This is a genomic window from Streptomyces sp. NPDC052023 (assembly GCF_044548465.1).
GTDB lineage: Bacteria > Actinomycetota > Actinomycetes > Streptomycetales > Streptomycetaceae > Streptomyces.
Genome location: NZ_JBIUBW010000001.1, coordinates 364,757 through 383,145 on the forward strand (window position 1 = coordinate 364,757; position 18,389 = coordinate 383,145).

Below are 18,389 nucleotides of genomic sequence, written 5' to 3' on the forward strand. Positions count from 1 at the left end.
GGCCTGAGAGGCTTTGTTCCGAGGATGAACATATGATGTCCGGAACTCCGCTCTGAAAGGCCCTTCATGCCCCTGGCCCTGCTCGCCCTCGCCGTGGGCGCCTTCGGCATAGGTACGACCGAGTTCGTGATGATGGGGCTCCTGCCCGACGTCGCGGACGACCTGCACATCTCGATCCCCTCCGCCGGCCATCTGGTCTCCGCCTACGCGCTGGGCGTCGTCGTCGGCGCCCCGCTGCTCGCCGCGGTCACGGCCCGGATGTCCCGGCGCACCGTCCTGATCGGCCTGATGGTCCTGTTCGTGGTGGGCAACGCCCTGTCGGCCCTCGCCCCCGACCACCACTGGCTGCTGGCCGCCCGCTTCCTGAGCGGTCTGCCGCACGGCGCCTTCTTCGGCGTCGGCGCCGTCGTCGCGACCGGCATGGTCGCGCCGGAGCGCAAGGCCCGCTCGGTGTCGCTGATGTTCCTCGGCCTGACGGTCGCCAACATCGCGGGCGTCCCGGTCGCCACCCTCATGGGCCAGCACCTCGGCTGGCGGGCCACCTTCCTCGGCGTCAGCGTGATCGGCCTGGCGGCGATCGCCGCACTGGCCGTGCTGATCCCGCACGACCACACCCACGCCTCCGCCGGCGGGCTGCGCGGCGAGCTGGCCGCGCTGAGGTCGCTGCCGGTGTGGCTGGCCCTCGGCACGACGGTCGCGGGCTTCGGCGCGCTCTTCGCCGCCTACAGCTACATCACGCCGATGCTCACCGACTCCGCCGGGTACGCCGACACCAGCGTGACGCTGCTGCTGGCGCTGTTCGGCGTGGGTGCCACCCTCGGCAACCTGCTGGGCGGCCGGCTGGCCGACCACGCGATGCGGGGCACCCTCTTCGGCGGCCTGGCGGCCCTCTTCGTGGTGCTGGCGCTGTTCCCGGTGCTCATGTCGGCGCCGTGGAGCGCCGCCCTCGGCGTGGCCCTGCTCGGCACGGCGGCCTTCGTCACCGGCTCGCCGCTGCAGCTGATGGTCATGGAGAAGGCGTCGGCGGCCCCGTCCCTGGCGTCCTCCGCCAATCAGGCCGCCTTCAACCTGGCCAACGCCGGCGGCGCCTGGATCGGCGGCCTCGCCCTGGCGGCGGGCTTCGGCGCGACGTCCCCGGCAACCGCGGGCGCGGCGCTCGCGGTGCTGGGCCTCGCGGTGGCGGCGGCGGCGTACGCCGTGGACCGGCGCGCCACCGCCCCGTCCCGCGAACGCCTGGTGGCCTCCCACGTGCCCGAGACCACGGAACGCCTGCACCGCTGACCCCGGCCCGGACGGGGCGGCGGTTCAGGCGTTGCCGGCCGGCCGGCAACGCCTGAAGGGGCGCGGGGAACTGCGCGACCAGCCACCACCGGGCCGCACCCGCGCCACCACCTCAGCCCCCACGGCGATCCGGCGCAGCACACCGACCGCCGACACGACCGCCCCGCCGCGCGCCTACTCGCGCCATCCGTTCGTGATCGGCAGCCGCCGGTCCTTCCCGAAGCCCTTGGGCGAGATCTTCGTCCCCGGCGGGTACTGCCGCCGCTTGTACTCGGCCGTGTCCACCATCCGCAGCGTCTTCGTCACCAGCTCCGGATCGAACCCGGCGGCCACGATCACGTCCGCCCCCTCGTCCCGGTCCACGTACCGCTCCAGGATCGCGTCCAGGACGGGATAGTCCGGCAGGGAGTCCGTGTCGACCTGCCCCGGCCGCAGCTCCGCGCTCGGCGGCTTGCTGATCGAGTTCTCCGGGATCGGCGGCGTCTCACCCCGCTCCTCGGCCGCCCGGTTGCGCCACCGGGCCAGCCGGAAGACCGACGTCTTGTACACGTCCTTGATCGGCCCGTACGCGCCCACCGAGTCGCCGTACAGCGTCGAATACCCCACCGCCAGCTCGGACTTGTTGCCGGGCGCCAGCACGATGTGCCCCTCCTGGTTGGAGACGGCCATCAGGAGCGTGCCGCGCAGCCGGGACTGGAGGTTCTCCTCGGCCAGGCCGGTCAGCCCCAGCGACCCCATGTAGGCGTCGAACATCGGCTCGATCGCGACGGTGCGGAAGTTCAGCCCCGTACGCCGCGCCAGCTCCGCCGCGTCCCCCTTGGAGTGCTCGGAGGAGTACTTCGACGGCATGGACACGCCGTACACGTTCTCCGGGCCCACCGCGTCGCAGGCGATCGCCGCCACCAGGGCGGAGTCGATGCCGCCGGACAGACCGATGAGCACCGACCGGAAGCCGTTCTTGCGCACGTACGCCCGCAGGCCCGTGACCAGCGCCGAATACACCTCCTCGTCGTCGTCCAGACGCTCGGCGTACCCGCCCGTCCGCTCCGGCTCGTACGCCGGCAGCGGCTCCTCGGAGAGCACCAGCCGGTCGATGCGCAGCCCGTCGTCCACCACGCCCGCCGGAGCGTCCGGGAAGGCTGCGGGCAGGTCGAGGTCGAGGACCAGGCAGTCCTCCGCGAACTGCGGCGCCCGGGCCACGACCTCCCCGTCCCCGTCGACCACGATCGAGTCGCCGTCGAACACCAGCTCGTCCTGGCCGCCGATCATGGCGAGGTAGGCGGTGGTGCAGCCGGCCTCCTGGGCCCGCTTGCGGACCAGCTCCAGCCGGGTGTCGTCCTTGTCGCGCTCGTACGGCGAGGCGTTGATCGACAGCAGCAGCCCTGCCTTGGCCGACCGCGCGGCCGGCACCCGGCCGCCGTCCTGCCAGAGGTCCTCGCAGATGGCCAGCGCCACGTCGACGCCGTGCACCCGAACGACCGGCATGGTGTCGCCGGGCACGAAGTAGCGGAACTCGTCGAAGACGCCGTAGTTCGGCAGGTGGTGCTTGGCGAAGGCGAGGGCCACCTCGCCGCCGTACAGCACCGCCGCCGCGTTCTGCGGGGCGCCGGCCGGCTGGCCGTATCTCGGCTGGGCGGTCTCGCTGCGGTCGAGGTATCCGACGACCACGGGCAGCTGCCCGAGACCCTCCTCGGCCAGCCGCGCGGCGAGCGAGCGCAGGGCCGCGCGGGAGGCCTCGACGAAGGAGGAACGCAGAGCCAGGTCCTCGACGGGATATCCGGTCAGCGCCATCTCCGGGAACGCCACGAGATGCGCTCCGCGCTCGGCGCAGTGCCGGGTCCGGGTGAGGATCGTCTCGGAGTTCCCGGCGAGGTCGCCGACGCGCGAGTCGATCTGGTTCAGGGCGAGACGTAGTTGAGGCACGGGGCCAGTGTAATCGTCAGAGCGACACGATGGGGGGGCGCGGGGGTGTGGGCCGCCCCACGCGGCGCCGTACCGCCTCGGGCCCCGGCGGCCCCGGGCGGCCCCGGACTACCGCCTGGCCGCCGCGCCCCGCTCCTTCAGCATGTCGGCCATCAGCCGGATCTCCGACTGCTGCCCCTCGACCATCCCCTGGGCGAGCCGCTTCTCCACGTCCACCGAGCACCTGTCCACACAGCCCTCGGCCATGTGGACACCGCCCTTGTGATGGTCCGTCATGAGCTGGAGGTAGAAGACCTCCGCCTGCCTGCCGTTCAGCCGGCCGAGCCGCTCCATCTCCGCGTCGGTCGCCATTCCCGGCATCAGCGCGCCGTCCTCGCCGGAGGGCATGGCCCCCATGCCCATCCAGTCCATCGGGTCCGGCGACACCTTCGGCAGCTCCCACAGGTCCAGCCAGCCCAGCAGCATGCCGCGCTGGTTGGCCTGCGTCTGCGCGATGTCGTACGCGAGCCGCCGCACCTCCTCGTCCCCGGTGCGGTCCCGCACGATGTACGACATCTCCACGGCCTGCTGGTGGTGCACCGCCATGTCACGCGCGAAGCCGGCGTCCGCGGAGCCGGCCGTCGGCACCCCGGACCCGGAACCGCCGTCCTGGGCGACCGCGTACGTGATCCCGCCGACCGCGACGAGCAGCGCCGCCGCGGCCCCCGCGATCCATCCGGCCTGCGCGTGCCTCACGGTTCCCGCCTCACTGCCGCCGTCACTTCGCGAGCCCGCCCGTGCAGGCGGCGCCCGGCTCGGGGGTCTGCTTGCCCTGGACGTAGGTCTGGAAGAACGTGTCGACGTCGGCGTCGTCCGCTCCGGTCACCGTGCGCTGGTGGCCCCACGCCGACAGCATGATCGGGTCCTTCTGGTCCTCGACCGGGCTCATCAGCGTGTACGGCGTCTTCTTCACCTTCGCCGCCAGGGCGTCCACGTCGGCCTTGTCCGCCTTGCTCGTGTACGTCACCCAGACCGCGCCGTGCTCCAGCGAGTGCACGGCGTTCTCGTCGGGGATCGCCTCGGTGTAGACGTCGCCGTTGCAGTTCATCCACACCTGGTTGTGGTCGCCGCCGACCGGGGGCTTCATCGGGTAGGTCACGCTCTTGGTGACGTGGTTCTGGGTCAGCTTGCCCTGCCACGTCCGCACGCCGTCCGCGCCGGCGACGAACTTGCCCGGGTTCTTCGAGTCGCTCGCGGCGGAGCCGGAGTCGTCGGACTGCGACCGGAGCAGCACCACACCACCGACGACGAGACCGGCGACGACCACCACACTGGCCGCGATGGTGAGGATGCGGTTGCGGCGGTCGCGGGCACGCTCCGCGCGCCGCATCTCCTCTATGCGCGCCGTGCGCGCCGCACTGCTCTTGTTGTTGGCGGAACCCATGGGGCTGGCCCTTCTGGGAAGCGGAGGACGGACGGGTGCGCTGATCGTAGTGGGCGGGGCCGGCGATCTCGTAGGGAGGGCACAGAAATGGCCGGGCGTTACGGATGCCCGGCCGAACAGGCAAGATGGGCTCAGGAGCCGTACACCTGCCTGTCCGAGGCGTTCAGGGCGGGGATCGGCCGGGCGATCAAGGTGCGCAACGCGCACGAAACGCGGTTGTGGTGGGATGCTCAGGTGCCCTGGGCCCGTGCGCGGGAGACGGGCGGCTGACCAGCAAGGATGGGGAATCGGAAGATGGACAAGCAGCAGGAGTTCGTGCTCCGGACCTTGGAGGAGCGCGACATCCGGTTCGTACGCCTGTGGTTCACGGACGTGCTGGGCTTCCTGAAGTCCGTGGCCGTGGCCCCGGCCGAGCTGGAGCAGGCCTTCGACGAGGGCATCGGCTTCGACGGCTCCGCGATCGAGGGCTTCGCCCGGGTATACGAGTCCGACATGATCGCCAAGCCGGACCCGTCCACGTTCCAGGTCCTGCCGTGGCGCGCGGAGACGCCGGGCACGGCCCGCATGTTCTGCGACATCCTGATGCCGGACGGCTCCCCCTCCTTCGCCGACCCCCGCTATGTCCTCAAGCGTGCCCTCGCCCGCGCCTCCGACCAGGGCTTCACGTTCTACACCCACCCCGAGATCGAGTTCTTCCTGCTGAAGAACAAGCCCGTCGACGGCACGGTGCCGGTCCCCGCCGACAACTCCGGCTATTTCGACCACACCCCGACCAACGTCGGCATGGACTTCCGCCGCCAGGCGATCACCATGCTGGAGTCGATGGGCATCTCGGTCGAGTTCTCCCACCACGAGGGCGCACCCGGCCAGCAGGAGATCGACCTGCGGTACGCCGACGCGCTGTCCACCGCGGACAACGTCATGACCTTCCGCCTGGTCATGAAGCAGGTGGCGCTGGAGCAGAACCTCCAGGCGACGTTCATGCCGAAGCCGTTCTCCGAGCACCCCGGCTCGGGGATGCACACGCACCTGTCGCTGTTCGAGGGCGACCGCAACGCGTTCTACGAGTCCGGTGCCGAGTTCCAGCTGTCGAAGGTCGGCCGCTCCTTCATCGCCGGGCTGCTGAAGCACGCGGGCGAGATCTCGGCGGTCACCAACCAGTGGGTGAACTCGTACAAGCGCATCTGGGGCGGCTCGGAGCGGACCGCCGGCGCGGGCGGCGAGGCGCCGTCGTACATCTGCTGGGGGCACAACAACCGCTCCGCGCTGGTCCGCGTCCCGATGTACAAGCCGGGCAAGACGGGCTCGGCACGGGTCGAGGTCCGGTCGCTGGACTCCGGGGCGAATCCTTACCTCTCCTACGCCGTGCTGCTGGCCGCGGGCCTGAAGGGCATCGAGGAGGGGTACGAGCTGCCGCCGGGCGCCGAGGACGACGTCTGGGCGCTGTCGGACGCGGAGCGGCGGGCGATGGGCATCGAGCCGCTGCCGCAGAACCTGGGCGAGGCGCTGTCCCTCATGGAGCGCAGCGACCTCGTGGCCGAGACCCTGGGCGAGCACGTGTTCGACTTCTTCCTGCGCAACAAGCGCGCCGAATGGCACGAGTACCGCTCCGAGGTGACGGCGTTCGAGCTGCGGAAGAACCTGCCGGTGCTGTAGGGAGGGCGCGCCCCGGGCGGCGGCTTCCGGGCCGCGTCCGGGTGCGCGTCGGCCATTCGTCGGCCTGCTGTCGGTCGTCTGTAGGGCGTTTGTCGGTGCGGGCTGGAACCGTCTTCGGCATGACACGAATCGACAAGAAACCCAGCAGCGCGGCCGTCACCGTGCGGGGGCTGGTCAAGCACTACGGCGAGACCAGGGCGCTGGACGGTGTCGACCTCGAGGTGCGTGAGGGCACCGTGAGGGGGGTGCTGGGGCCGAACGGGGCCGGTAAGACGACCCTCGTGCGGATCCTGTCCACGCTGCTGGCGCCGGACGCCGGCCAGGCGACCGTCGCCGGGTACGACGTCGTACGGCAGCCCCGGCAGCTGCGCCGGGTGATCGGGCTCACCGGTCAGTACGCCTCGGTCGACGAGAAGCTCCCCGGCTGGGAGAACCTGTACATGATCGGGCGCCTGCTGGATCTGCCCCGCAAGGAGGCCCGCGTCCGTGCCGACCAGCTGCTGGAGCGGTTCTCGCTGACCGACGCGGCCAAGCGGCCCGCTTCGACGTACTCCGGGGGCATGCGGCGCCGGCTCGACCTGGCCGCCTCGATGATCGGCCGGCCGGCCGTGCTCTTCCTGGACGAGCCCACCACCGGCCTCGACCCGCGCACCCGCAACGAGGTGTGGGACGAGGTGAAGGCCATGGTCGGGGACGGGGTCACCGTTCTGCTGACCACCCAGTACATGGAGGAGGCCGAGCAGCTGGCCTCGGAACTGACCGTCGTCGACCGGGGGAAGGTCATCGCCAACGGCGGGATCGAGGAGCTGAAGGCCAGGGTCGGCGGGCGGACGCTGCGGGTGCGGCCGGCCGATCCGGCGCACCTGCGGCCGCTGGCCCACACCCTGGACGAGCTCGGCATCACCGGACTGGCCACGACCACCGTGGACACCGAGGGCGGCACCGTGCTGGTGCCGATCCTGAGCGACGAGCAGCTGACCGCGGTGGTCGGCGCCGTCACGGCGCGCGGCATCACGCTCGCCGGCATCAGCACCGAACTGCCCAGCCTCGACGAGGTGTTCCTGTCCCTCACCGGCCACCGCGCCAGTGCCCCGCAGGAGCCCGTGCCCGCCGACGACCGCGAGGAGGTCGCCGTATGAGCGCCGCCACAGCCGCCACCGACACCACCGCGACCACCGCCGTCGCCGGCCTCCAGGCCGACGCCCGGATCACGCTGCGCGGGCATCTGCGGCACACCGGGGCGCTGATCCGCCGCAACCTGCTGTGGATCCGGCAGGACCCCGAGTCGATGTTCGACGCGCTGCTGATGCCGGTCGTCTTCACCCTGCTGTTCGTGTACGTCTTCGGCGGCTCGATCGGGCAGGCCCTGGGCGGCGGGCAGGACGGGTACGTGCAGTACGTGATCCCCGGCATGATCGCGATGATGAGCATGACGCTGTCCCAGGGCGTCGGCACCGGATTCAGCCAGGACTTCAACTCCGGCGTCATGGACCGTTTCCGGTCCCTGCCCATCGGGCGTGGGTCGGTGCTGTTCGCGAAGATCTCGGTCGAGCTGGTCCGGATGCTGTTCGCGACGACCGTGCTGATGATCGTCGCCGTTCTGGTCGGCTTCGACATCACCAACTGGCTCGGCGTGTTCGCGGCCGTCGGTCTGTCCACGGCGTTCGCCTCGTCGATCATGTGGGTGTTCCTCACCCTGGGCGTGATCCTGAAGAACGCGCAGTCCGTGCAGGCGATGGGCTTCCTGGTGCTGTTCCCGCTCCAGTTCGGCTCGTCGATCTTCGCGCCGACGGCGTCGATGCCGGGCTGGCTCCAGGCGTTCACCGACTACAACCCGCTGTCCACGCTCGCGGACGCGGCCCGCGGCCTGATGGTGGGCGGCCCGGTCGCGCACGACCTGTGGGTGACCCTGGCCTGGTCGGCGGCGATCACCGCGGTGATGGCGCCGGTCGCGATCCACAAGTTCAAGACCAAGAGCTGACCGGGGTCACACCAGGGCGGCGGCCTCCTTGCCGGTGAGGCCGCCGCCTTCGGCGTACGCCGCCGCGTACTCGGCGGCGGGCAGCGCGGCCCGGACGGCGGCCGTGGCGCACTCCCGTGCCTTGCGCTCCAGCGAGGAGCTCACATGGCCGGCGGGCAGCAGCGCGTCGGCCGCGCCCAGGCAGCGGGCGGCGTCCCGGGCGTCGCGGCCGCCGTCGCAGTGGGCCAGCGCCAGCGCGGCGATGACGAGGTATCCGGAGAACAGCTGCGGGGCCATCGCCTTCGACAGCGGGTCGTCGGCCTGCGCGAGGCCGCGCCGGATCTTCTTCCTGGCCGCCTCGTAGTGGCCCTCGGCGGCGTCCACCCACGCCTCCTGGCCGAGGATGAAGGCGTCGAAGACGATGAAGTGGGCGATGACGAACTCCTCGCGCAGCAAGCGCAGTTGCTCGCGCGCCTCGGCGGTCCTGCCGGTGATGCCGAGCCATCCGGCGAGGACGAGCCGGGCGAAGGGCATCGCCTCGTTGTGCCCGCCCTCGGTGGCCGCGAGCACTTCGCGTAGCAGCCGCTCGCCCCGTTCGGCCCGACCGGCCTCGAGCAGCGCGCCGGCCAGCCGGGCGGTGAGGATGGCGTGCTGGGCGCGGGCACCCAGCAGCTCGGCGTGTTCCATCGCCGCCTCGTAGTCGGCGGCGGCCTCCAGGTGGCGCCCCTTGCGCTCCAGCGACTCGGCCCGCGCGGCCAGCGCCTCGGCGCTGCCCCAGGCGTCGCCGAGACGGTCGTAGATCGCCAGCGACTCGTCCGCGTCCCGGCCGGCGTCGGCCGCCCGGTCGGCCCGGTTGGCGAGGATGTTGGCGCGGATCTGGAGGCTGGCGGCCAGCTCCCAGTCGTAGCCGGGGGTCGCCCGGCAGGTGGCGACGGCGGCGTCCAGCAGCCCGGCCAGCCGGTCCATGCCGCCGGTGAGCATCACGGCGTAGAACGACATCATGCCGGGGCTGCGGCAGGTCTGCGGCAGGCCGGGCTCGTAGGCGTCGGCGATGGCCCGCAGCTTGCGCTGGGCCTCGGGGGTCTGCCAGGCGTCCAGCTCGGTGTCCATGCAGGCGAGATGCGCCAGGTGGACCCCGCGCCGGGCCTCCGCCAGGACCTCGCCGCGCATGGGCGGCGGTTCGGCGGTGCAGCGCTGCCACACGGGGGCGGCCTTGCTCACCGGCTCACGGAAGGGGTCGGGACCGAGGTCCATCACCGCGCGGGACCAGTTGCGGGCCTCGATGCGCAGGTCGCGCATCTGCCAGTACCAGACCAGCGACAGCACCAGGCACAGGGCCTCCTGCTCGTCGCGTTCGGCGACGGCGTGCCGCAGGGCGGTGCGCAGGTTCTCGTACTCGCGCTCCAGCCGTTCGACGGCCGCGAGCTGGCCGGAGCCGCGCAGCAGCGGGTCCGTGGTGCGCGCGAGTTCGCGGTAGTACGTCAGATGGGCCCGGGCGCTCCCGGCGCGGTCCCCGGCTTCGTCGAGCCGTTCGCCCGCGTACTCGGCGACGGTCTCCAGCAGCCGGTAGCGCATCTCGCCGTCGGCGGACGGGGTGGCGACGACGAGCGACTTGTCGACAAGGGAACCGAGGGCGTCCAGGGCGGCGGGTCCGCAGACGGCCTCGGCGGCGGCGAGGTCGCAGCCGCCGGCGAAGACGGAAAGGCGCCGCAGCACGTCCCGTTCGCCCTCGTCCAGCAGGTCCCAGGACCAGTCGACGACGGCGCGCAGGGTCTGCTGGCGGGGCAGCACGGTCCGGCTGCCGGAGGTGAGGAGGCGGAAGCGGTCGTCGAGCCGGTCGGCGATCTGACGGGGCGTCAGCATCCGCAGCCGGGCGGCGGCGAGTTCGATGCCGAGGGGCAGACCGTCCAGGCGCCGGCAGATCTCGGCGCAGGCCTCGGGGTCGTCGTCCACGCGGAACCCGGGCCGGGCGGCGGCGCCGCGATCGGCGAGCAGCCGCAGGGCGTACGGCTCCGGCAGCGGCTCCACGGGCCGCAGCACCTCCCCCGGCACCCCGAGGGGTTCCCGGCTGGTCGCGAGGACGGTGAGGTGCGGGCACCGCGCCAGCAGTTCCTCCGCCAGGCGGGCGGCGGCGTCCACGACGTGCTCGCAGTTGTCGAGGACGAGCAGCATCCGGCGCCGGGCGCAGTGCTCGACGAGGCGGGCGACGGGGTCGTCGTGCCGGTCGGCGACGGCGGCGCGCAGCTCCTCGGCGCCGGCGCCGTGCAGCACGGTCTCCCGGGCGCCGATCGCGGTGAGCACCGCCTCGGGGACGGCGGCGCGGTCGTCGACCGGCGCCAGCTCGGCCAGCCACACACCGTCGGGGGCCGCGTCCCGTACGTTCTCGGCGGCCTCCTGCGACAGCCGGGTCTTGCCCGCCCCGCCGGGCCCGAGCAGCGTGACGAGCCGGGCCGTGGCGAGGTCGCCGCGGATGGCCTCGATGTCGTCGGCCCGTCCGACGAAGGAGGTGAGGCGGGCGCGCAGGTTGCCCGGGGCCGCGGCGCGGTCGCGGGACGACCCGGCGGGTCCGGAGGCCGCGGGGTCGTCCGCCGCCTCCGCGCCGGGCGCGGGGACGGGGGCCGGCGGGTGCGCGCCGGTGGCGGGCGCGGGCGGGGCGGAGGGCACCCGGGGCTCCTGGGCCACGGCGGCCCGGCCGGTGGGCGCGTCCACCGGGCTCAGCAGCTCCGCGTGCAGGGCGCGCAGCTCGGGTCCCGGGTCGGCGCCGAGCCGCTCGGCGAGCAGCCGCCGCACGTCCTCGTAGGCGGCCAGTGCCTGCGCCGTGCGGCCGGCGTCGCGCAGGGCGCGCAGGCGCAGGGCCTGGAGGGGCTCGTCGAGAGGATGACTCCCGCACAGTGCGGTCAGCTCGGGCAGCGCGTGCTCGGCATCGCCGAGGGCGAGGGCGGTGGCGAGCCGGGCCCGGCGGGCGTCCAGCCTGCGGGCTGCGCAGCGGGCCGCCTCGACACCGCGGTCGGGAAGGTCGGCGAGGGCGGGGCCGTGCCACAGGGCGAGGGCGTCGTCGAGGAGGACGGCGGCCTTGGCGGGGTCGCCGTCGGCCAGCGCCCGCGCGCCCTCGTCGGCGAGCCGCTCGAACCGGTGCAGGTCGACGTCGTCGGGTGCGGCGGCCAGCCGGTACCCGCCATCGGCCGAGGCGATCGCCTCCGGCCCCAGCACCCGCCGCAGCCGTCCGACCAGCGCCTGGAGGGCCCCGGCCGCGTCGGTGGGTGGGTCCCCGTCCCACACCTCGTCCACCAGCAGACCCGTGGGCACGGCCCGCCCGGCCCTGAGCGCCAGCACGGTGAGCAGCGCGCGCAAACGCGCCCCGCCGATCGAGAGGACCGAACCGTCGGGGCGAACCGCCTGTGTGGTGCCGAGGATGCGATAGCGCACGGAACCCATTGTCACTGCTCCGGCCACGGCACCGCCTCCAGGTTTACGCGGGCATGACCGCGCGCCCGGCGGCCGGGAGCCGCGGAGGAACCTCCCACCGCCCGCTGCCGTTCCCCCGGCGCCACCGGTACGGTCGACCCCGCACCGCCCCGACACGTCTTCAGGAGCCTTTTCATGACCACCGCCGCCTCCCGTCGCGCCGACCGGCGGATCAGTCCCGTCTTCCTCGGGATACTGGCCGTCACGGCGGTCACCGGGTGGGCCACGTGGACCGGGTTCGCGGCCCAGCCCGGCGTGGCCGTGTTCCTGTTCGTGACCGGCGCGTGGATCGTGTCGCTGTGCCTGCACGAGTACGCGCACGCCCGGACCGCGCTGCACGGCGGGGACATCTCGGTGGGGGCGAAGGGGTACCTCACGCTCAACCCGCTGAAGTACACGCACGCGCTGCTGAGCATCGTGCTGCCCGTGCTGTTCGTGATCATGGGCGGGATCGGGCTGCCGGGTGGCGCGGTGTTCATCGAGCGGGGGCGGATCCAGGGGCGCTGGAAGCACAGTCTGATCTCGGCGGCCGGGCCGCTGACGAACCTGCTCTTCGCGCTCGTGTGCACGGCGCCGTTCTGGCTGGACGCTCTGGAGGGGGTGCCGCGGGACTTCCGGTTCGCGCTGGCGTTCCTCGCGCTGCTCCAGGTGACGGCGGCGATCCTGAACTTCCTGCCGGTGCCGGGCCTGGACGGCTACGGCGTGGTCGAGCCCTGGCTGTCGTACGGCGTCCGCCGGCAGGTGGAGCCGTTCGCGCCCTTCGGGCTGCTGTTCGTCTTCGCGCTGCTGTGGATCCCGGCGCTGAACGGCGCGTTCTTCGACCTCGTCGACACCGTGCTGCGCGGTCTCGGCGTCGACGAGCCGGACACCTACTGCGGGTACGAGCTGTACCGCTTCTGGCTCGGGACGAACGAGTACTGCTCGGTCAGCCCGTGACCGAGTCGCCGCGCCGCCCGGCACGGCCGCGCTTGAGGTAGTACCAGGCCATGTTCGACGACAGGCCCGCCAGCAGCACCCAGATCACGCCCAGCCAGCTGCCCCGTACGAAGGACAGGACGGCGGCGGCGACCGCGAGGACGCAGACGACGAGGGCGTAGAGGGCCAGGCGGGGCATGGTGGTCGGCTCCTGTCGGGGGACACTGCTGGGATGGTGCTGGGTGGTGCTGGCCACCAGTGTCCCCCATCGGCTCAGACGTCGGTGACGCGCAGGCCCGCGTGGGCCTTGTAGCGGCGGTTCACGGAGATCAGGTTCGCGACCAGGGACTCGACCTGGTGGGCGTTGCGCAGCCGTCCGGCGAAGATGCCGCGCATGCCGGGGATCCGGCCGGCCAGCGCCTGCACGATCTCCACGTCCGCCCGCTCCTCGCCGAGGACCATGACGTCGGTGTCGATCTCCGCGATCTCCGGGTCCTGGAGCAGTACGGCCGACAGGTGGTGGAAGGCGGCGGCGACCCGGGAGTCCGGCAGCAGGGCGGCGGCCTGCTCGGCGGCGCTGCCCTCCTCCGGCTTCAGCGCGTAGGCGCCCTTCTTGTCGAAGCCGAGCGGGTTGACGCAGTCGACGACCAGCTTGCCCGCCAGCTCCTCGCGCAGCGCCTGAAGCGTCTTGCCGTGGCCCTCCCACGGCACCGCGACGATCACGACGTCGCTGCGCCGGGCGCACTCGGCGTTGTCGGCGCCCTCGACGCCGTGCCCCAGTTCCCCGGCGGCGGCCTGGGCGCGCTCGGCGGCGCGTGAGCCGATGATCACCTTCTGGCCGGCCCGGGCGAGCCGGTAGGCGAGGCCCTTGCCCTGCGGCCCGGTCCCGCCGAGCACACCGACGACCAGCCCGGAGACGTCGGGCAGGTCCCAGGGGTCCTTGGCGGGGGCCTTCGCGGGCTGCTTGTCAGCAGCAGCACTGTCCGTAGAGGTCATGGGCCAGACTCTACGTCCGCCCCCGCCGGCCCGCGGGGTCAGGTGAGGCGCGTCACCGGCAGCCGGCGGAAGGCGATCCGTTCGTACGCCCCGAAGTCCCCGGTCTCGTGGAGGAGTCCGACCGTGTCGTCGTCGACGCGGACCAGGTCGGAGTAGGCGGCGGGGAGTCCGTCGATCGTGTGGGCGTCACGCCAGGTGGTGCCGTGGTCGGCGGAGGCGCGGACCGTCATCAGGCCGCGGCCGCCGGGGAAGGCGGGGCCGGAGAACAGCAGCACGTCGGGCTCGCCGAGGTGCAGCAGACTTCCCTGGCAGACGGGGCCGGCGAGGCCCGCCTGCGGGCGGAAGGGCTGCCGAAGCGTCCTGCCGCCGTCCCCGGAGTGGGCGTCGGCCCGGTTGCCGGGGGACGGGGAGTCGTTGCGGGTGTTGAAATAGACGCGGCCGTCGGGGAGTTCGGCGGCGGTGGTCTCGTTGGCGTTGATGTAGCCGCTCGTGTCCTGCTCCAGGTAGCCCAGGTACCAGCTCTCGCCGCGGTCGTCGCTGAGCAGGCAGTGGCCGCTGTTGTACTTCGCCTCGTCACCGATGTCGGTGCCGGTGGGCGGGAGGGTGTGGTTGCCGGGGACGACGACCCTGCCGGTGCGCAGCTGGAGGCCGTGGCCGGGGGTGGTGGCGTACCAGCGCCAGCCGGATTGCTTGACCTGCTCGGTGATCTCCCGGGGCGCGGACCAGCTCTGCCCGTCGTCGTCGCTGTGCTGCACCCAGACCCTTCTGCCGTCGGCCTCGCTCACCTCGCCGCGCAGGATGCGGTGTTCGGAGGCGGACGCGGCGGAGCGGACGTGGACGAGGAGGACGCGGCCGGTGTCGAGGACGACCGGGGCGGGGTTCCCCGCGAGGTCGGTGCCGTTGTCGGCGGCGACCTGGAGCGGGCCCCAGGTGCGGCCGCCGTCCGTGGAGCGCTTCAGCACGATGTCGATGTGGCCCCAGTCCTTCGCCGAGTCGGCCCTGCCCTCGCAGAAGGCGAGGAGCGTGCCCTCGTGCGTGCGGACGACGGCCGGGATCCGGTAACTGGCGTATCCCTCATGGCCGGCCCGGAAGGGGACGGTGGCTGCGGACATGGACGGCTCTCCTTCTGCTTGGCCTTGCTCCGGCCCTGCCCGGCCGGTGCGTTCACCGGTGCGGGGCGCCGGTGTGGCTCCCCGGTGTGCCTCGCTCTACTGCTTCCCCGTCCGCGCCGCCGGTGATCTCCGCTGGACGGCGGTAATGCGGTCCTGTGCCCGGCATGGGCGAATTCGCGGTGAACTCGGGGCCACGAGTGGCCGGTTACGGCAGGATTCGGTGGCATGGATGCCGTACGGGTCGCGCTGCTGCGCGAAGTGCTCGCCGGGACCGAGTGGTTGGGGGCCACGCGGCGGTTCGCCGGGGTGCTGCGGGGGTCCGTGGTCTCGCACGGGGGCGGGTTGCTGCTGGTCGGCACGCGGGAGTACGAGCCGTGGCATCTGGCGGCGCACCTCGTGGACGAGGCGGCCTGGTCCGGTACGCCGGAGCTGGCGCCGACGCTGGTACGCCATGACGCGCGCCCCTCGGATCCGGCGCACCTCGCGGTCGGGCTCGGCCGGATCGAGGCGGCCCGGCGGGGCGAGACGCTGCTGGTGGTGTCGCCGGAGGGACCCGGAGAGACGCTGCTGGAGCGGGTGCACGACGCGCGGCGGGCCGGGGCGACGGTGCTGGCGCTGGGCGCCGCCGAAGGGGACCTCGCGACGATGGCGCACGACGTGCTGGGTGTCGGTGAGGAGTCGGAGCTGGACCTGGACACCGTGCAGCACCTGGTGAGCGCGGCGGCGGGCGAGACCGCGCTGCCCGCGGCCAGGGGCCGGCGCCGCCTGCGGGACCGCCTGTCCCGCCTGGCCGACGAACTGACGTCCCCGCCGCCGCCCCGCTGGTGACCCGGCCTTCACGTCGCCGGCCCCGACGCGGTCTTCACCGACCCCGCCCCCTGACCACGCCCACCACCGAACCCCGGACCGCCACCGGCACGCAGACAGAGCCGGGCCCGCCGAACCGGCACCGCGACCGGCTCGCCGTCCCCGGCATGGCTGCGGCGCCTCGCGCCCTGACGACGACGTCCCCACCGCCGGCGTCCCGGGCCCGCCCCGTGGGCCGACGCGGGCGTCCTCCGGGGAAAAGCGGTTGCCTCAGGCCGTCACCCCGTTCGAGCATGGCCTCTCGTGAACGACGAAGCCCCACCCCGGCCCCCCACCGGCCTGCGCGCCCTCCTCCCCGACCTCGCGCCCTGGCGGGCCTCCCCCGACTTCCGCAGGCTGTGGATCGCGGGCCTGATCACCAACTTCGGGAGTTTTCTGACCTTCGTCGCACTGCCGGTGCAGATCAAGGAGCTCACCGGATCGGCCGCCGCCGTGGGCGCGATCGGGGCCGTGGAGCTGGTGCCGCTCATCGTGTTCGGGCTGTACGGCGGGGCGCTCGCCGACGCCTGGGACAAGCGCAAGCTGATCCTGTGGACGGAGGCCGGGCTCGGCCTGCTGAGCGCGGCACTGCTGGCGAACGCGCTGCTGCCGGACCCGGCCATTTTGCCGCTGTACGTGGTCGCCGCCCTGTCCTCCGCGCTGGCCGCGGTCCAGCGGCCCGCGCTGGACGCGCTGACGCCCCGGATCGTGGCCCACGAGCACCTGCCTGCCGCCGCGTCGCTGAACGCGCTGCGCTGGCAGGTCGGCGGGATCGCGGGGCCGGCGCTGGCGGGCGTCGTGGTGGCGTACGCCGGGCTGGGCTGGGCGTACGCGCTGGACCTGGCCACCTTCGCCGTCTCCGTGGCGCTGGCGGTCGGCCTCGCCGCCTCCCCCGCGTCCCACGAGGCGGCGAAGCCGTCCTGGACGGCGATCGCGGAGGGCGCCCGGTACGCGTGGAGCCGCAAGGAGCTGCTGGGCACCTACACCATCGACCTCGCGGCGATGTTCCTGGCGATGCCGCTCGCCGTGCTGCCGTTCCTCGCGGACGAGTTGCACGCGGCGTGGTCGCTGGGGCTGATGTACGCGGCGATTCCGGCGGGTGCCCTGCTGGTGAGCCTGACCAGCGGCTGGACGTCGCGGGTGCACCGGCACGGGCGGATGGTGGTGCTGGCGGCGGCCGGCTGGGGTGCGGCCATGGCTGCGGCGGGCATCACCGGCGACGTGTGGCTGGTGCTGCTGTGCCTGGCACTCGGCGGTGCCTTCGACATGGTCAGCGGCATCTTCCGGGCGGCGATGTGGAACCAGACGATCCCTGACGAACTGCGCGGCCGGCTCGCCGGGATCGAGCTGCTGTCGTACTCGGTGGGTCCGCAGCTCGGCCAGGTCCGCGCGGGCGGCATGGCGGCGTGGGCCGGGGTGCGGACGTCGATCTGGTCGGGCGGGCTGTTGTGCGCGGGCGCGGTGGGGCTGCTGGCGCTGTGCCTGCCGAAGCTGATGACGTACGACGTACGGACGAACGAGCACGCGACGCGGCTGCGCGATCAGCGCGCGGCCGCGTCGACGGCGGCCTGATCAGTCCTCGTCGCGCTCCCCTCGCCCCACGGTGTCGTGCCAGCGCGGGTCGTTCTCCCATTCGAGGTTCCGCTCGCGGGCCGTGTCCATCGCGCGGGTGGCCTCCTCGCGGCTGGAGTACGGGCCGAAGCGGTCCTTGTTGGGGCACTCCGGCCCCTCCTCGACCTTCTTGTGTTCCAGGCAGTAGTACCACTCGCCCGGTTTGCCGACGGTGCGCTTCTTGAACAGGGCCATGACCGGCTCCTTTCGCCAGGGGACATGGTCTCGTATGCCCGCTGGTTAGACTCGCTGGCATGTCTGGCCAGTCGTTGCTCGTACCAGGGGAGCTGTCTCCCACCCGTTCCGTGCCCGGAAACATCCGCCGGCCCGAGTACGTCGGCAGGCCCGCGCCCGCGCCGTACACGGGGCCGGAGGTGCAGACGCCCGAGACCGTCGAGGCGATGCGGATCGCGGGGCGGATCGCCGCGCAGGCGATGGCCGAGGCGGCGAAGGCGATCGCGCCGGGTGTGACGACGGACGAGCTGGACCGGGTCGCCCACGAGTTCCTGTGCGACCACGGCGCCTACCCTTCCACGCTCGGCTACCGGGGCTTTCCGAAGTCCCTGTGCACCTCCGTCAACGAGGTGATCTGCCACGGCATCCCCGACTCGACGGTCCTGCGGGACGGCGACATCGTCAACCTGGACGTGACCGCGTACATCGGCGGGGTGCACGGCGACAACAACGCCACGTATGTGGTCGGCGAGGTGGACGAGGAGAGCCGGCTGCTGGTCGAGCGCACGCGGGAGTCGCTGAACCGGGCGATCAAGGCGGTCCGGCCGGGCCGGCAGATCAACGTCATCGGGCGGGTCATCGAGTCGTACGCCAAGCGCTTCGGCTATGGCGTGGTCCGTGACTTCACGGGGCACGGCATCAGCACGTCGTTCCACTCGGGCCTGATCGTCCCGCACTACGACGCCCCGCACGCGACCACCGTGATGCAGCCGGGCATGACCTTCACCATCGAGCCGATGCTCACGCTCGGGACACACGAGTACGACATGTGGGACGACGGCTGGACGGTCGTCACCAAGGACCGCAGGCGAACGGCGCAGTTCGAGCACACACTGGTCGTGACGGACACCGGCGCGGAGATCCTCACGCTGCCGTAGGTCCCCCATCCGTCGCGGGCCCGCCCTCCTCACGAGGGCGGGCCTTTTCCTGTTCGGCCGGGTGCGGCGGACGCGACGGAGGGGTACAC

16 protein-coding genes are annotated in these 18,389 nt (G+C 72.8%); 8 read left to right on the top strand and 8 right to left on the bottom strand.

Annotation, left to right across the window (positions count from 1 at the left end; translation table 11 throughout):
- Positions 1-66 precede the first annotated feature (66 nt).
- The gene (locus ACIHCM_RS01670; RefSeq protein ID WP_399887668.1) at positions 67-1,281 is read left to right on the top strand and encodes an MFS transporter; all 1,215 of its coding nucleotides are present in this window, start codon (positions 67-69) and stop codon (positions 1,279-1,281) included.
- Between the two features lie 174 nt (positions 1,282-1,455).
- On the opposite strand, the gene ACIHCM_RS01675 is transcribed toward ACIHCM_RS01670, so the two are convergent.
- The 3 genes from ACIHCM_RS01675 to ACIHCM_RS01685 all read right to left on the bottom strand — a co-directional run bounded on the left by ACIHCM_RS01675 (position 1,456) and on the right by ACIHCM_RS01685 (position 4,627).
- Positions 1,456-3,204 carry an NAD+ synthase gene (locus ACIHCM_RS01675; RefSeq protein ID WP_399887670.1) on the bottom strand — a complete coding sequence of 583 codons (1,749 nt, stop codon included), beginning with the start codon at positions 3,202-3,204 and terminating at the stop codon, positions 1,456-1,458.
- Positions 3,205-3,312: 108 nt separating this feature from the next.
- Complete coding sequence (locus ACIHCM_RS01680) at positions 3,313-3,939, bottom strand: DUF305 domain-containing protein (RefSeq protein WP_399887672.1); 627 nt, start codon at positions 3,937-3,939, stop codon at positions 3,313-3,315.
- A gap of 22 nt (positions 3,940-3,961) precedes the next feature.
- Positions 3,962-4,627, bottom strand: a complete 666-nt coding sequence (locus tag ACIHCM_RS01685) for a DUF3105 domain-containing protein (protein WP_399887674.1) — start codon at positions 4,625-4,627, stop codon at positions 3,962-3,964.
- A gap of 294 nt (positions 4,628-4,921) precedes the next feature.
- Here ACIHCM_RS01685 and ACIHCM_RS01690 point away from each other — a divergent pair, with 294 nt between their 5' ends.
- From ACIHCM_RS01690 to ACIHCM_RS01700, 3 genes are all read left to right on the top strand, one after another.
- Complete coding sequence (locus tag ACIHCM_RS01690) at positions 4,922-6,283, top strand: glutamine synthetase family protein (protein ID WP_399887676.1); 1,362 nt, start codon at positions 4,922-4,924, stop codon at positions 6,281-6,283.
- 119 nt (positions 6,284-6,402) lie between these two features.
- Positions 6,403-7,422, top strand: coding sequence for an ATP-binding cassette domain-containing protein (locus tag ACIHCM_RS01695; protein ID WP_399887678.1), 1,020 nt, complete (start codon positions 6,403-6,405; stop codon positions 7,420-7,422).
- Complete coding sequence (locus tag ACIHCM_RS01700; protein ID WP_399887680.1) at positions 7,419-8,264, top strand: ABC transporter permease; 846 nt, start codon at positions 7,419-7,421, stop codon at positions 8,262-8,264. The genes ACIHCM_RS01695 and ACIHCM_RS01700 overlap by 4 nt, the downstream gene beginning before the upstream one ends.
- A 6-nt stretch (positions 8,265-8,270) precedes the next feature.
- Here the strand turns inward: ACIHCM_RS01700 and ACIHCM_RS01705 are convergent, their stop codons facing one another.
- Complete coding sequence (locus ACIHCM_RS01705) at positions 8,271-11,678, bottom strand: AfsR/SARP family transcriptional regulator (protein WP_399888685.1); 3,408 nt, start codon at positions 11,676-11,678, stop codon at positions 8,271-8,273.
- A gap of 165 nt (positions 11,679-11,843) precedes the next feature.
- Between ACIHCM_RS01705 and ACIHCM_RS01710 the strand changes: the two genes are divergently transcribed.
- The gene (locus tag ACIHCM_RS01710) at positions 11,844-12,644 is read left to right on the top strand and encodes a site-2 protease family protein (protein WP_399887682.1); all 801 of its coding nucleotides are present in this window, start codon (positions 11,844-11,846) and stop codon (positions 12,642-12,644) included.
- On the opposite strand, the gene ACIHCM_RS01715 is transcribed toward ACIHCM_RS01710, so the two are convergent.
- The 3 genes from ACIHCM_RS01715 to ACIHCM_RS01725 all read right to left on the bottom strand — a co-directional run bounded on the left by ACIHCM_RS01715 (position 12,634) and on the right by ACIHCM_RS01725 (position 14,731).
- A complete protein-coding gene (locus ACIHCM_RS01715; protein ID WP_399888688.1) occupies positions 12,634-12,822 on the bottom strand; it encodes a hypothetical protein in 189 nt (62 codons plus the stop codon). The two genes, ACIHCM_RS01710 and ACIHCM_RS01715, sit on opposite strands and share 11 nt — an antisense overlap.
- A gap of 74 nt (positions 12,823-12,896) precedes the next feature.
- Positions 12,897-13,619 carry an NADPH-dependent F420 reductase gene (npdG, locus tag ACIHCM_RS01720; protein ID WP_399887684.1) on the bottom strand — a complete coding sequence of 241 codons (723 nt, stop codon included), beginning with the start codon at positions 13,617-13,619 and terminating at the stop codon, positions 12,897-12,899.
- Between the two features lie 38 nt (positions 13,620-13,657).
- A complete protein-coding gene (locus tag ACIHCM_RS01725; RefSeq protein ID WP_399887686.1) occupies positions 13,658-14,731 on the bottom strand; it encodes an exo-alpha-sialidase in 1,074 nt (357 codons plus the stop codon).
- A 225-nt stretch (positions 14,732-14,956) separates the two neighbouring features.
- On the opposite strand from ACIHCM_RS01725, the gene ACIHCM_RS01730 reads away from it, so the two are divergent.
- Positions 14,957-15,559 (top strand): hypothetical protein, encoded by a 603-nt coding sequence (locus ACIHCM_RS01730; protein ID WP_399887688.1) that lies wholly within the window; start codon positions 14,957-14,959, stop codon positions 15,557-15,559.
- Between the two features lie 282 nt (positions 15,560-15,841).
- Positions 15,842-17,149: an MFS transporter gene (locus tag ACIHCM_RS01735; protein ID WP_399887690.1), complete on the top strand. Its 1,308-nt coding sequence runs from the start codon at positions 15,842-15,844 to the stop codon at positions 17,147-17,149.
- Here the strand turns inward: ACIHCM_RS01735 and ACIHCM_RS01740 are convergent, their stop codons facing one another.
- Positions 17,150-17,383, bottom strand: a complete 234-nt coding sequence (locus ACIHCM_RS01740) for a hypothetical protein (RefSeq protein ID WP_399887692.1) — start codon at positions 17,381-17,383, stop codon at positions 17,150-17,152.
- 59 nt (positions 17,384-17,442) lie between these two features.
- Between ACIHCM_RS01740 and map the strand changes: the two genes are divergently transcribed.
- Positions 17,443-18,300: a type I methionyl aminopeptidase gene (gene map, locus ACIHCM_RS01745; protein ID WP_399887694.1), complete on the top strand. Its 858-nt coding sequence runs from the start codon at positions 17,443-17,445 to the stop codon at positions 18,298-18,300.
- The last annotated feature ends 89 nt before the right edge of the window (positions 18,301-18,389 follow it).